General features: G+C 36.9%; 8 protein-coding genes. 5 read left to right on the top strand and 3 right to left on the bottom strand.

Features of this window, described 5'->3' with window-relative positions; genetic code table 11:
* The first annotated feature begins 80 nt into the window (after nucleotides 1-80).
* From QYS49_RS04240 to QYS49_RS04230, 3 genes are all read left to right on the top strand, one after another.
* Nucleotides 81-1,262, top strand: a complete 1,182-nt coding sequence (locus tag QYS49_RS04240) for an extracellular catalytic domain type 1 short-chain-length polyhydroxyalkanoate depolymerase (RefSeq protein WP_308350425.1) — start codon at nucleotides 81-83, stop codon at nucleotides 1,260-1,262.
* A 163-nt stretch (nucleotides 1,263-1,425) separates the two neighbouring features.
* Nucleotides 1,426-2,211 (top strand): SH3 domain-containing protein, encoded by a 786-nt coding sequence (locus QYS49_RS04235; protein ID WP_308350423.1) that lies wholly within the window; start codon nucleotides 1,426-1,428, stop codon nucleotides 2,209-2,211.
* Between the two features lie 84 nt (nucleotides 2,212-2,295).
* Nucleotides 2,296-2,772, top strand: coding sequence for an SgcJ/EcaC family oxidoreductase (locus QYS49_RS04230; RefSeq protein WP_308350422.1), 477 nt, complete (start codon nucleotides 2,296-2,298; stop codon nucleotides 2,770-2,772).
* 7 nt (nucleotides 2,773-2,779) lie between these two features.
* Here QYS49_RS04230 and QYS49_RS04225 read toward each other — a convergent pair whose 3' ends face one another.
* The gene (locus QYS49_RS04225; RefSeq protein ID WP_308350421.1) at nucleotides 2,780-6,070 is read right to left on the bottom strand and encodes a T9SS type A sorting domain-containing protein; all 3,291 of its coding nucleotides are present in this window, start codon (nucleotides 6,068-6,070) and stop codon (nucleotides 2,780-2,782) included.
* 407 nt (nucleotides 6,071-6,477) lie between these two features.
* On the opposite strand from QYS49_RS04225, the gene QYS49_RS04220 reads away from it, so the two are divergent.
* Entirely contained in the window at nucleotides 6,478-9,714 is a 3,237-nt protein-coding gene (locus QYS49_RS04220) for a VPS10 domain-containing protein (protein WP_308350420.1), read from the top strand.
* A 577-nt stretch (nucleotides 9,715-10,291) separates the two neighbouring features.
* The gene (locus QYS49_RS04215; protein ID WP_308350418.1) at nucleotides 10,292-11,467 is read left to right on the top strand and encodes a PAS domain-containing sensor histidine kinase; all 1,176 of its coding nucleotides are present in this window, start codon (nucleotides 10,292-10,294) and stop codon (nucleotides 11,465-11,467) included.
* A gap of 128 nt (nucleotides 11,468-11,595) precedes the next feature.
* Here the strand turns inward: QYS49_RS04215 and QYS49_RS04210 are convergent, their stop codons facing one another.
* Together QYS49_RS04210 and QYS49_RS04205 are read right to left on the bottom strand one after the other, a co-directional pair.
* Nucleotides 11,596-12,162 (bottom strand): hypothetical protein, encoded by a 567-nt coding sequence (locus tag QYS49_RS04210; protein ID WP_308350416.1) that lies wholly within the window; start codon nucleotides 12,160-12,162, stop codon nucleotides 11,596-11,598.
* 83 nt (nucleotides 12,163-12,245) lie between these two features.
* Nucleotides 12,246-14,594 (bottom strand): TonB-dependent receptor, encoded by a 2,349-nt coding sequence (locus QYS49_RS04205; protein ID WP_308350415.1) that lies wholly within the window; start codon nucleotides 14,592-14,594, stop codon nucleotides 12,246-12,248.
* Between the last annotated feature and the right edge of the window lie 19 nt (nucleotides 14,595-14,613).

Raw genomic sequence — 14,613 nt, 5'->3', positions numbered from 1 at the left:
ACTTCCCCTATGCAAATGAACACCTTGTTTAATTAGCATTGCTATCATCCTAGAATTAAAAACACAACCAAAAGAACCAAATGAAAAATTATCTATTAATGATGCTATTACTTATTATGTTTTCCATAATTTGTAATGCTCAGGAAACAATCACTGGCACCATTATTCATGACAACGAGGAAAGGGAGTACATCATGTATATACCAGCTTCTTATGATCCGACTATTGCTTCACCCTTAGTTTTATGCTTTCATGGTTATACCAGCTCTGCCAATACTATAATGTCATACTCTGGTTTTAATCAAATTGCCGATACTGCCAATTTTATTGTTGTTTATCCACAAGGGACCTTGTTAAATGGAAATACCCATTGGAATGTAGGAGGTTGGACCTTAAACAGTACAGCTGATGACGTAGGATTTACTAATGCATTACTTGATTCGATTTCTGCAGAATACACCATAGATAGCTCTAAAGTGTACAGTACTGGAATGTCAAATGGTGGGTTTATGAGTTTTCTATTGGCATGCCAGTTAAGTGAAAGGATAGCGGCAGTAGCTTCGGTTACAGGCTCTATGACTCCTGAAATTTTTAACGATTGTGATCCCCAGCATCCTACTCCTGTATTGCAAATACACGGCAACGCAGATGGTACTGTGCCTTATTCAGGTGCAAGCTGGACAAAATCTATTAAACAGGTAGTGGAATATTGGGTGGATTTTAATAACACCACTGCATCTGCTGATACCACAGACATTGATGATATCAATACAAACGATGGAAGTAAAGTTGAAAAAATAATGTTCACTCAAGGTGATAGTTGCAGCTCGGTTGTTCATTATAAAGTGAAAGGTGGAGATCATACCTGGCCGGGTGCATGGGGCAATATGGATATAAAAGCCAGTGCTATAGTATGGGATTTTATTTCTCAATTCGATATAAATGGAAAATCGGAATGTGAAACGGAAGAAGATGCAGACGATAATGAAGAAGATGATGATACTGGCTCAATCCCAACTGGCACAGCTGATAAAGTCTTTTATAACCTTAAAATTTATCCGAATCCAAGTAATTCATTTATTACAGTTGAAAGAAAGGATAATGCATCTATAAGCTATCAGATAACAACTGTTTCTGGTAAGCAGGTATTAAAGGGTGAATTAAAAGCGGAAGATAAAGGCATTGATTTATCTGATCTTGAAGCTGATGTTTATGTATTGAGGATTGGAGATCGATCAGTAAAAATCATAAAAGAAGATTAATAAAGCTACTTCCGAGTCGAAATATAAAGAATTGCTACTAGCATACTAATATTTAGTCGTTGCAGGACACACCGATAATAATTAAAATATCCAAAGTTTTTATTTTCTAACTTTTTAAAAACACTTACATTAGTCTGAAATTTCAAAACCAAAAAAACTAACTATGAAGAACTATTATTACACTTTAGCCTGTGCAATTATGGCTTTCGGCTTAATCTCTTGCTCAGGAAATGAAAATAAAGAAACAACTGAGCAAACTACAGCCAAGGAAGAAGCTCCAAAAAAAGTTGATGCTGTATCTATTTGGGATGGTATTTCTGTCCGAAAAGAACCTTCATCAGATGGAAAATGGATATCATCTATAAGTTTAGGAGAGAAAGTATTGATGACGGGAAAAACCGCTGTTGATTCTTCAGAGGATAACAGAGAATATGTTGAAATTAAATTAGGAGATGATAAGCAAGGTTGGGTTGTGAGTGGTTTTGTAGTAGAGGGAACTGCAGTTGCAGCCGTGAGAGAAGCTCAGATTTTTAAGCGTCCTGATTTATTAACTAAAACGGACAAAAGCTTCAACCCTATGGATGTATTAGCTTTAATAGATACTAAAGACGAATGGGTTGAAGTAAAAGGAAAAAGACAAGGTGACAAGTGGTTTTCTTCTGGATGGGTAAAGCGAACTGACTTATCTGATAATGAAGTGGATATTGCAGTTGCTGTTTATGCTCAAAAAGCATTGGCTATTGAAGAAGAGGAAAAGCGTATTGAAGCAATACAAGAAATCTTGGAAAATGAATCATTCACCTCATCTCAGTTTATGGTGGATTTAAAAGATGAACTGAATGACCTAAATAGTGATGAAGAGGAATTGATGGCTGAGCCAACGGAAGAAATGGACAGTGTGGAAATGGAAGAAGAAGTTGCTGAAACAGAAGAAGTAATGAGTGAGTAATTTATTGTATTGCTCAAATTAAAAAAGCCACAGAAAACGTGGCTTTTTTGTTTTTTAATGAGTTGTACTAATTAAATGAAAATAATGACTGATTTTACCACTTTAAATATCCCAGAACCTCAGGAAATTCCTAACACTTTTATAAAAGCATGGAATCTCAAAGACCCCAAAATGCTGGCCTCCATTTTTGATGAAGATGCAGAATTCATCAATGTTACGGGCTTGTGGTGGCATAATAGAGAATCAATATTTGAAGCCCATGATTATGGTTTAAAAGTTATCTTTAAAGATTCAGAATTGTCTTTAAGGAAAAGCAAAGTCAAATACCTATCAGAAACTATTGCGGTCGTCAATGCACGAGTTCATTTGGAAGGGCAAACTTCCATCAATGGAAAAAAGGCACAAGCAAGAAATACCATCTTTACTTTTGTGGTACATAAAAATGATTACGGAAACTGGAGCTGTGCCTCAGCTCAGAATACCGATATAGTTCCTGGAAAAGAAACTCATATAATTGATGAAGAAGGAAATATGGATGCGGTGGATTACAGGAGCTCATGAAAAGCTCTTAACGCTTCACTACCTTCCGTACTTCCACTTGATTACCTGAGTATATGTAAAGGATATAAGTCCCTGTTTCTAGAGAATGTGTATTGACTTTCCATTTGTTTTGACCTAAATATTCTTTTGAAATATTGATGGCATTACCCGTAATATTTTTCAGTTCAATTCTTTCCACTAAATCTTCTCCATTAGTTTTAACAAAGATTTTGTCCATAAAAGGATTAGGGAAAACTTCCTGTCCATTGGTTCCATAATCAACCCTTAAAACAGAAGAGTATTCAAACTTACCATCTGTATCTACTTGTTTGAGTCGGTAATATTGCGTTCCTGAAATTGGATTAAAATCTGAAATGGAATATTGAATTAATGCATTTGAATTTCCCGCACCTGCTACAGTTGATATAGTGTGCCAATCATTATTAACGCCTTTTTTCTCAACATCAAAATGCTCGTTATTTTTCTCTGTGGCTGTTTCCCATTCTAACTCAATTCTTCCACTCATTGTCTGCGCTGTAAATGAAAGCAGTTCCACTGGCAGTGGATTTTCCTGGTTGGTACCGGTAAAATAACTAAACTCAGTATCTATATTCACCACCGAAAAGATTCTGTCCGTTGTGTTTACAGTAGTAGGCCAGGCATACCAGTCATTTACAGCATCCGATCTTTTTGTCAGCTTAATATCAGTTGCAGGAATTCCAGCTAGCAGAGCTGGTTCGTAGGCTAATTCAATATCGTAGTTAAATCCACTTCCGTCAGGTGCAAGAATTTGAACATATCCATTAAAAACAGGATATCCATCAGTATCCGGTGGTAAGTTGCCAGGATAATATTTTACGTCAAGACTGCTAGGAAGAGTCCCGCCATTTTGATTCCATGTAATAGCTAACATTTTTCGGTTTGCCACATAAAATTCAGAAGTTCCGGCATCTGTAATAGCACCAGCCTGATATGCTGCCACAGGTTCCACAGCAGGGGTAAATTCGAAGGCGCCCATGCATGGAGGCACGGCTGTGATAGCGGTATTTCTTGCTACTCCGTCAAAATCTTCTGTAACATCCGGCAAATGAGTTCCACCGGCATTGAGCAACCATGACTCTTGCTGAGCTTCATCTATCTTTAAAAAAGTCCCTTGTCCTTGATTTGATGCATCAAACAATCTTTCAGCTGAAAATGTAAATCCGGGCCCATTAAATGTTGCAATATCACCACTAGAGGCTCCTATTGAACTCTGGTCATTTGCACTCAGGATTTTTAAGTCAGCTAATGAAGAAGCAGAACTTGTAAAGTCGGTGGCCAGAGACTCTCCTGCACCCGATCCACTGTTCACTCTGGTGTAGTAAAAGTTATAATCAATATCAGGGAAATGATTAGTAAATGTCCCCTGATAGGCGATAGCAGAATATCCTGCAGGATCCGTTCCATTAGTCCCTCCCAGCGTGTTAATTAAGATATTATTCTTTAAAACGTTAACCACACTGCCTGTTTCAATAGCAAGGCAGGCTGTATAAGAACTTGCGCTTGCAGCAACTATATTACTGCCGCCTTCTTTTAAATATATGGAGTTATTAAGAATAGAGATGCCTGACTGTGTTCCTTGCAGTGCAATCCCTGATGAGTTATCAATAAAAGTATCCGTGTAATTCCAGCCATCCCCAGAAATATTGTAAATTATATTATTCTTAATTACAGTATTAGCAGACGTAGAAGCGGTTGCCAAAGAAATACCGTGTGCCCCGTAGTCAGATGTGTGCGACAAATTATAAATCTCATTCTTTTCAATTGTAGCTCCAGAACAATTGCCTCCCAGGCGAATACCCCTTACGTTGCCCCCTAGCCCTGAAGTGATATTGCCAATGTGATTATTGGAAATACTGATAGTAGAGGTTCCGAAGATTTCAATGCCACGTAGGCCTATGGGATTGGTGGTACTATTTATTGAATTATTGGCAATGGTAAGCCGTGATCCATTGGCTGTTCCGTCATTGCCGTTAACATATATTGCCATCCGTCCACCAGAAAAACTATTATTTGATATACTAATATTATCAAATAATCCTGCAGAATAGTCCGCTGCTGAAGTTACACGTAATCCTATGCCATCAGAGATGCTAAGATTGATATTAACATTATTTATTTCTATATTATTTGTGGCTGATGAAGTAGCTATTTCTGAGCCCAGGTAAATTCCGTTTGGTGTGGAGGTACTGTTATTCTCGATTATTAAATCATTCGATAATGTACCTCCATTATCGCCATTGACTGTTACATTGTCAGCCTGGTCTATGAATATGATTGCATTATTTGCTCTACTACCACTTATTATAGGAGTTATGCTCCCATCCTGAACTGGTTGCATTAACAACTCAGCATTTGAAACAGTGGAATTAGGATTTGCATTAAAATCTTTTATTCGAAGGGGTAGATCACCTGTTTTTATCGGGTAGTCTTCATCAGTCAATTCAAAAACCACATTACCAGCGACTCCATTCATATTTAATAAAGCCGTGGCATGCATAATGCTATCAAATCTTTGTGTTCCTATTGAATTTTTCCCTATCTGGTAAGTTCCGGATAATGGTTGACTGGCGTCTCCATCGGAGATAATGACATTATCAAAAGCAGCGGGAATCCCGTCTGAAAATTCATTATCATTTTTCCACAAAAACACTAGTCTGTACGTTTTGTTTTCGACTAAATCATTCTGAGTTGTAGTCAGCGGATAATTTTCTAGTACAAAGGAAGGCTGTTGCACAAAGCGATCTTGTAAGCCCGGCCCTAAAATTTCGAAGCCATTGGCACCATTGGCTGCAGTCTCTAAATCGGTCTCATTTAAACCAGTAGTTGTTGGCACCAGAAACACACGCATATAATCATAAGCTGTCGTTGCGCCAACATCACCAACACACTTCCAATAAAAGTGGAGGTAGAAACCATCCGTATAGGCAGGAAACTCTATATCTTTATAGGCAAAGGCTTCTGAGGTAGTTCCAATTGTATATGCAAAGTTTGTATCATCATTTGAAATATAAGTGCCCTTAGAACCCCAGTATACTCCATCTGTATCTGTTCCTCTTGTCCATTTGTTTGTAGGGGCCTCATCACGTATCCAATCACCACTGCCAGCAACACCTTCCCAATCTTGAACATGTATTATAAATTGGCTAAAACCACTATTTGTACTAAAGAACAGGACACAAACTAATAAGAAAATATAGTTCAACTGTCTATTTGCGGAAAATTCTTTTTTACAAAAACTTAGCACCCATTTAAAAAATACAATTTTAGTAAGATTCATAATATTTAAATCTGTTTCCTTAATAACCCGAAAAGTAATATTAATAGCTCGTAAATCTTAAAAATAAAGCTATTTACTTACATTAATTCGACCAACACGCCAAAAAATATGTTGAAGATCAAAAGAAAGTCATAATCTTGACTGTGTTATATTTGTTTCTAAAATTTAGAATCCGCTTCCTCTGGAAAGGAAAATACTTAAAACAATTTTCTGAAGCCTTCACAACATGTAATTTTTGACAGGAAAAGAAGCATAAAATTGACATGAGGTTTTCAGAGCATTACTAATGATGAGCTGAGAGAACTAAGGCCGCAGCATTTATCAAATATAAATTCGACCCTTGAAATAAAATTCGTTTGCATCTGAAACTTCCTGTTGCGAGATTGAAGAAACTTAAAATTCGTAATATGAGGAAATCATTTATAAAACAATGGATTTTTACTTTTCTTGCTTTAAGCTGCTTTTTATCAGTTTCAGCTCAAGAAATAGATCTAGAAAAATTAAAAGGGATTGATGTAAGAAGCATCGGCCCTGCTGGCATGAGTGGTAGAGTTACTGCTATCGATGTAGTTCATGATCAACCTCACATCATGTATGTAGGCTCAGCTTCAGGAGGATTGTGGAAATCTGAAAGTGGAGGAGTAGATTGGAAGCCTGTTTTTGATGATGAAAAAATATTATCAATCGGAGCTGTGGCGATTCAACAGGACAATCCGGATGTAATATGGGTAGGAACTGGTGAAGGGAATCCTCGAAACAGTTTAAATGGTGGTTATGGCCTTTATAAATCATTAGATGGAGGAAAGAGCTGGAAATTAATGGGCTTGGAAAAAACCCGAAATATCCACAGAATTAGAATTGACCCTAAAAATCCGAATACAGTTTATGTGGGCGCTATTGGCTCTCCTTGGGGAGAGCATCCTGAAAGAGGGGTATTTAAAACCAATGACGGTGGAAAAAGCTGGGATAAGATTTTGTACGTAAATGAAAAAACGGGTGCAGCAGATTTAATCATGGATCCTAATAATCCAAATAAATTATTTGCTGCCATGTGGGAGCACAGAAGAAAACCATGGACTTTTAATTCTGGTGGAGAGGGATCTGCACTTTACATGACAGTTGATGGCGGAGAAAATTGGAAGAAATTAGGTGAAGAAGAAGGCTTACCAAAAGGAGAATTAGGTAGAATAGGCATTACAATTTCTGCCGCTAATTCTAAAAGGGTTTATGCTTTAGTGGAATCCAAAAAGAACGCTCTTTACCGCTCTGATGATGGAGGATATAAATGGGGAAAAATCAATGATGATATGGGGGAAATCGGAAATCGTCCTTTTTATTATCATGAATTATATGCCGATCCGAAAAATGAAAACAGGCTTTATACCATTTTCACTTATGTAAATGTAAGTGAAGATGGCGGTAAGTCCTTTAAAGAATTAATGCCCGCTTATGGAACTGATGTAGGGGTTCATCCTGATCACCATGCATGGTATATCCATCCTGAAAACCCTAAAATGATGCTGGACGGAAATGACGGTGGTTTAAATATAACTTATGATGGAGGAGAAACTTGGCGATTTGTTAAGAATTTACCTATCGCACAGTATTACCATATTAATGTTGATACTGAATTTCCTTACAATGTTTATGGCGGAATGCAAGACAACGGAAGCTGGGTAGGTCCTGCTTATGTTTGGAAATCTCAGGGAATTCGAAATTCTTATTGGCAAGAATTAGCTTTTGGGGATGGCTTTGATGTAATACCTGATAAAGATGATTCCAGATATGGTTTTGCACAATCGCAGCAAGGTTTTGTGGTTCGCTACGATAGAGAAACCGGGAAACAACAGATCGTTAGACCAACACATCCAGATAAAGATGTTTTGTTAAGATTCAACTGGAATGCAGCCATTGCCCAAGACCCATTTGACAATAGCACGGTTTATTTTGGAAGTCAATTTTTGCATAAATCAACTGATAAAGGTCAAAATTGGGATATCATTTCTCCAGATTTGACTACCAATAATCCTGAAAAACAAAAACAATTTGAAAGTGGTGGTTTAACTTATGATGCCACTGGGGCGGAAAATAATACCACCATTATTTCTATCGGACCTTCAGCAGTGAAAGAAGATGTGGTGTGGGTAGGAACGGATGACGGAAACTTACAGCTTACGCAAGATGGCGGAAAAAGCTGGGGAAAAGTGAGCGATAACATCAAAGGCTTACCTGAAGCGGCTTGGTTTGCTCAAATCCAACCTTCTACTTTTAATCCCGGAGAGGCTTTCGTAGTAGTGAATAATTATAGAAATTTTGATTTCAAGCCTTATTTATTCCACACAACAAATTACGGTAAAAGCTGGACTAATTTGGTGAGTGAAGAGCAGGTATGGACTTTTACCTTAAGCTTCGTGCAAGATCCACTTGAACCAAATTTAATGTTTTTAGGAACAGATGGCGGTTTATATTTCAGTATAAATAAAGGAAAAGATTGGCAAAAGTGGACAAATGATTATCCTAATGTACCTACTCGAGATATGGTGATTCACCCAAGAGAGCATGATTTGGTAATTGGGACTTTCGGTAGATCAGCTTATGTAATGGATGATATCCGACCATTAAGAAAACTAGCTACAGATGGCAAGGATTTACTGGAAAAACCATTAGCTCTTTTTGAGCCGCCAACTGCTTATCAGGTAGTTACTCAGCAGCCAACAGGCTTAAGGTTTGGAGCTAATGCTACTTTTAATGGAGAAAACAGAAGCTCAAATGCCATGATTTCTTATTTGGTAAATATACCAGAAAAGGAAGAAGAGGAAGACAAATCTGAGAAAGAAGCGGAGAAGGATGAAGAAAAAGAAGAGGATAAAATAAAATATGATTCACTTCAACTTCAGGTTTACAATATGAAAGGAGAACTAATCAGAACGCTACAGGAAAAAACTCCGGAGAAGAATGGTGTTCACCGTATGTATTGGAGAATGGATGAAGCAGGAGCAAGAGGACCAAGCAGAAGCAAAACCAAAGAAGAGACTCCTGAACCTGGTGGAGTTGATGTTTTACCAGGCAATTATAAATTAGTATTAAGCTTTGGTGAGCATAAAGATTCTACTCAAATCGAAGTGAAATTTGATCCTCGATATAATCTTTCTGGAGATGTTTTGCAAGCTCGATATGATTTCTTGAAATCTATAGAAAGCATGCAAACTGTAGCACATGAAGCAAGCCAAAGAATTTTAGAAGCGAAGGAAACAGCGGATCACTACATCAAATGGATGAAGGAAAAAGATGAGAAAGGCTTTAAAGAGCAAATCAAAAAGAGCAAAGCCATCAAAGATTCCTTGGAAGTTTTATTTGAGCCATTTGTAGGCGAAGATTTCAGCGAAAAGCAAGGCATTATTCGAACTCCAATTCCAGATATAGGAGATAGAATTGGTAATGCTTATTATTATGCCTCAGCTAAATTTGATAAGCCAGGTCCAACTCAAGAGCGATTGAAAAAACAAGCCGAAGAAGCACTTCGACCTGCTTTGGAAGCCTTAAATCTGTTTTTTGCAGAAGATTGGAAAGAGTATCAAGAAGGCATAAGTGAATTGGACCTTTCCCTTTTTGAAGAGTATGAAGCTATTGAAGTAAAAGAATAATTTAAATTTTAATGATTCAGCTAGGCCTTCGGTTTTGAACCGAAGGCCTTTTTTTGTTCATAAGAGGCTATCATTTTTTATTATATTTAGGGAGTCCTGTCCTGAAATAGCCTTACACAAAAGGTAATGTTATGAAAGAAAAATTTGAGAATCAGCATGTTAAGCGAACTCAGCGAGGTAACAGTTACACTTTCTAATTTGCAAGTTGTTAGAGAGGAAGAATTTAAGATGCCTATCAGAAAAAAGCATTTATCTGACCCATTGGACCATACAAAATCGTACAAAAGAAAGCCTCATGGCTACCTGTAGATTGCTTAGAGTAAACAGTGAGATATTTTACCATGCAAACAAATCGTAGTGTAATAACTGGGAACGGACCACCTTGGTGGTAGAAAAAGGTACTAGCGGATCCTCCGCAGATGCTAGAATGGGGGATCAAGAAAATTATTATAAAGTAGCACAGTTTCGTTAAAGTATTTTATATATTCGTTAAGTGTATGTTGTGCGGTATATCTAATCTTCAAACAATTTGATGTAAATGATAGCTAAGACTGTAATATAATAAGAGAAAGCGAAAATGGGGGATACTAAACCAAGCTACGAGGAATTGGAGCGAGAACTAGTTCGTTTAAAAAGCGACTTAAAAACTGCGCATCAGAAGGGAAATGAAGATAAGCAGACAAGCTTCCAATTATTTTATGAAAATAGTTCTGATGCTTTATTAATTACTTCCCCGGATGGAGGTATTCATACCGTTAACCCTGCCGGCTGCAAGTTATTTGGTTGGTCGGAGGAGGAAATCTGTAAGGGGGGAAGAAATTTATTGGTAGATCTTACGGACAAATCACTTCCAGAGGCATTAAAGAAGAGGCAAAAATCAGGATATGTTGAAGGGGAATTAATTTTCAAAAAAAAAGACGGGACCAGATTTATAGGGGAATACTCAAGTAAAATTTTCACCAACAGTACAGGACTTCTTCGCACAAGTATGATTGTACGAGATATCACAGATAGGAAAAAGGCGGAAAGTTTGCTCAAAGATAAGCAGAGGAAACTGAAAGAATTAAATACCACAAAAGATAAGCTTTTTTCCATTGTAGCGCATGATTTAAGAGGGCCGTTTAACAATTTGAAAGGGCTAGCAGAATTAATTATCACCAGATTAGCTCAAAATAATATAGAAAAAGCGCAAGAGTATGCTGGCTTAATTGCGTCATCCGCTAAACGATCGCTTACCTTACTAGAAAACTTATTGCAATGGGCACAAGCCCAAACAGGTGACCTAAGCTTTAGGCCTGAGAAGATTATCCTGTCAGAGATAATCAAAGATATTATAGAGCTTAAACGCCCACTTCTAGTGCCTAAAAATATTTCTATCAATTATAAGCCGTCCCACGAATTGATAGTATATGCTGATAATAATATGTTTCGTTTAGTAATGCGAAATTTGATTTCAAATTCCATAAAATTTACGGATGCGGGAGGGTATATAAATATTAAAACGGATCATAAGGATGATTATGTAGAAATTTCTGTTTCTGACACTGGAGTAGGTATGAATAAGAAACAGATAAGGAATCTTTTTGATATCACTAAAATTAGTACTTCACTAGGAACTGCAGGAGAAAAAGGTTCAGGTTTAGGATTGGTGATTTGTAAAGAATTTGTAGATAGACACGGAGGTGAAATTTGGGCCACTAGCGAGGAGGGAGTAGGTACTGAGTTTACAGTTCGATTCCCTCTTTCACAGTAAAAATTTAATAATAGGGCAGGCTGTCAGTTTAGACGTTTGCTTAGCTTGTAATTGATGAATTTTCGTATGGAAAAAAAGCAGCAACCCTCTCGAATCACTGCTTTAATCAAACCAAAATATCATTTCTTTTACTCAATCACTACATCAAAAGTAGCTTGAATATCAGTTTCTCCGCCAGCATTGCTTGGGTCACCATCTATGGCGCCATCTGCGGATTTGTTTGGCTCATGTCTTAAAGTGACAGTCAATGTTCCAGTACTTGGTTCTTGAGCATAGAATATAGTATTAAGTCCCACAGGATCAGTATTTTCATCAGTATCATTATAGGCAAATTCTAAATACAAACTCACTGAAGATTCAAAGAAAAATTGATGCTCTTCATCCTCTTCTTCAATTTCTGTTGTGATGTTTTCATTGTCTACATCATTTCTAACTTCAATTTTAACATTGTAATCTGTATTTGCTGTTAAGGTTCCATTGGTATATTCTGGCTCCATTGGGCCATCTCCATCTTCATCATATACAGAAAAAATAATATCATCTCCTCCACCAACTGGGCTGAAAGTCATTTCTAAAGTGGTGATTAATTCTTCTTCATTTTCCGGCTCTGGATCTTCGGTGTTGCACTGTGAAAAAAGTAATATTGCCACTAGCAGTAACATACTTCTTAGAATACTCATTGTTTGGGTTTTCATTTTTGATTTCTATTTATACGGTTACTAATTATTGATATATATATTATTATGTTGTTTGGTATTGTGTGTCTAATAGGCTCTAATCAAAAGATATAATTAATTCTTAATTCAAAATTCCTGCCTGTTTCGGCTGCGTAAAAACGCAATCTGTTCAGGTAATCAGTATAATCTGTATTCAATACATTGTAAATGCTAAAGCCAATATTGAGCTGAGCGTTCTCTAATTTTCGAGTGGTGTCCAATGAAAAGTTCGTAATAAAATAGCCTTCTGGCACCGGAACAGTAGCTTGTTCATAAGCTTCCGTTTCTGTTATTGGAGCTCTATGTTGCTCAAAAACCTTTAAACCGCTTAAACTGAAATCAATTTCCTTAAAGCCCAGTTTATTGGACAATCTCCAGTTTAAAGTGTTTTCCCATCTATCCGCGGGCATGAAAATCAAAGGCAATTCATTGGAAATATCATTTCCTCTGATGATGGAAGCCTTGGTGTTTAAAGTAAAATGATGGAAAAATTCATAACTACCTATAATGTCTGTTCCGAAAATATCCGCTAAGGTTTGTTTATATCGGTATACAGGAAAAGCCCCTCTAATAGTTAATCTTGGCTCTTCTGGTTCTAAATAGATGTAATTTTGTATTCTGCTTGCATATGCATCCACATTCAGTTTAAATTTTTCATTCTGGCTAAACTGAATACTATGCAACCATTTCAATGAGGTTTCCGGAGAAAGTTGATCATCACCTTCCTCAATTGCGGCTACACTATGATGCAAACCCTGACTATATAATTCATTAATGCTGGGGGCTCTCTGGCTCCAACTTAAATTGGATTTATACTTAAAATTTTTACTGATATCATAACTCCCTCCAACTATTCCTGAGAACATATTGTACTGATGCTTTGGATTGATTAAGTCACCTTCTGTATTAAATTTTAAAACATCAATGGCTATGGCATCAAATCTTAATCCAGCTTCTAAATTCCAATTTTCGGCAGCCCAGGCTTCATTTAAAAATGTACCCGTTTGAAAGCTAGAATAATTAGGGATTAAAGGTGTTGTACCTGTTCCTGGGACATTTTTATTATTTTGATATTCGTAATCTAAGCCAATTTCTCCGCTTAAATTATTCCAGATTGGTTCATGATGAAATAGAAGTTTAGCTACATGGCTATCCAATTGTAAATCAACAGAAGGTCTATCGCTTCTTCCTCCTCTTCGGATATCAAATTCTTGTCTAGCATTTTGCTGATAGGCATAAATGAAATCAAAATCTCCATAATCAGAGCGGTCTATGTGCACCTTGGCTTTCACCAATTGATGCACAACATTCTGCTTTGGGTTATTGATTTTATAGGAAAAATCTTCTGTGAAGAATGGTGGACGCTTATTTAATGCTTCAAAGAAATTATCTACATTCCCGATATGAGCTCCTCTCAAAATTCCTATCTCTGTGGAAAATCTGCTATAGAAAAGATCAGCCTGCAGATCGTCTTTGATATAATTGGCAGCTGCAGAGAAATTCAATTCCTCACTACCCGTATTAGTTAAATTGTAGTTAGCTGCTTGTTGATCACCTGATTTCTTGGCTGAAGATTGAATTCTCCAATTAATGGATTCTTCCTTATTCAATAAAAAACTCCCTGAAAGCATCGCTGAACCTATTCCCCCTCTTCCATTAGTGAATCCGACTAAATCCAAACTTCCATGTAATGCAGAATCAGGTAAAAGTGGTTCTGGTTCTAATAATAATGCACCTCCAATTGCTCTAGGGCCATATTTTACGGAGGAAGCACCTTTTACGATTGTTATTCGTGATGCCACAAATGGATCAATTTCCGGAGCATGGTCCACTCCCCATTGCTGTCCCATCTGCGCCACTTCATTGTTAACAACTTGAATTCTGCTTCCATAAAGACCGTGAATCATCGGCTTATTGATGCCAGGACCCGTTTTAATATTGTAAACTCCCGGCAAAGTACTCACGGATTCTGATAAGGATTTACCCTTTAATTTTCTTAATTCTCTGGTGGATAATACACTTTCCACATTGCTTAATAATACTTCTTCTCTTTTATGGGAATGAACACTTACAGCTAATAATACATTATCTTTTGGACTTAGATAAAAATCCTTTTCAAAGTCATTAATTCCAATAGATATAAAAGTGCTAGCAGATTGAAATTCTACATGGCTTATCATGACTTCATATTTCTCATGACAAGGAATGCTTATGGAAAAATTACCATTTTCATCGGATTGAATTCCTTTTTCCAATCCAGGCATATAAACACTTGCAAAAGAAACAGGCTGGTGTTCGCCTTCAGATAACACTTGACCCGAAAAGGTGACAACACAATTCTCTTGAGCTAAAATAAATCCCGGTGTTAAAACGAAAGAGATTATGAATACTATTTTTCCTAAACGCAACATTGTTGCAAATATATAAAAG

It is taken from the genome of Marivirga salinae (assembly GCF_030503855.1).
GTDB lineage: Bacteria > Bacteroidota > Bacteroidia > Cytophagales > Cyclobacteriaceae > Marivirga > Marivirga salinarum.
This window is presented reverse-complemented; position numbering and strand designations above follow the sequence as displayed.

Excerpts from the sequence above, each read along its gene's own strand:
- QYS49_RS04230 (WP_308350422.1), top strand. The coding sequence starts at position 2,296 with ATGACTGATTTTACCACTTTAAATATCCCAGAACCTCAGGAAATTCCT.
- QYS49_RS04220 (WP_308350420.1), top strand. The coding sequence starts at position 6,478 with ATGAGGAAATCATTTATAAAACAATGGATTTTTACTTTTCTTGCTTTA.
- QYS49_RS04210 (WP_308350416.1), bottom strand. The coding sequence starts at position 12,162 with ATGAAAACCCAAACAATGAGTATTCTAAGAAGTATGTTACTGCTAGTG.
- QYS49_RS04225 (WP_308350421.1), bottom strand. The coding sequence starts at position 6,070 with ATGAATCTTACTAAAATTGTATTTTTTAAATGGGTGCTAAGTTTTTGT.
- QYS49_RS04240 (WP_308350425.1), top strand. The coding sequence starts at position 81 with ATGAAAAATTATCTATTAATGATGCTATTACTTATTATGTTTTCCATA.
- QYS49_RS04205 (WP_308350415.1), bottom strand. The coding sequence starts at position 14,594 with ATGTTGCGTTTAGGAAAAATAGTATTCATAATCTCTTTCGTTTTAACA.
- QYS49_RS04215 (WP_308350418.1), top strand. The coding sequence starts at position 10,292 with ATGGGGGATACTAAACCAAGCTACGAGGAATTGGAGCGAGAACTAGTT.
- QYS49_RS04235 (WP_308350423.1), top strand. The coding sequence starts at position 1,426 with ATGAAGAACTATTATTACACTTTAGCCTGTGCAATTATGGCTTTCGGC.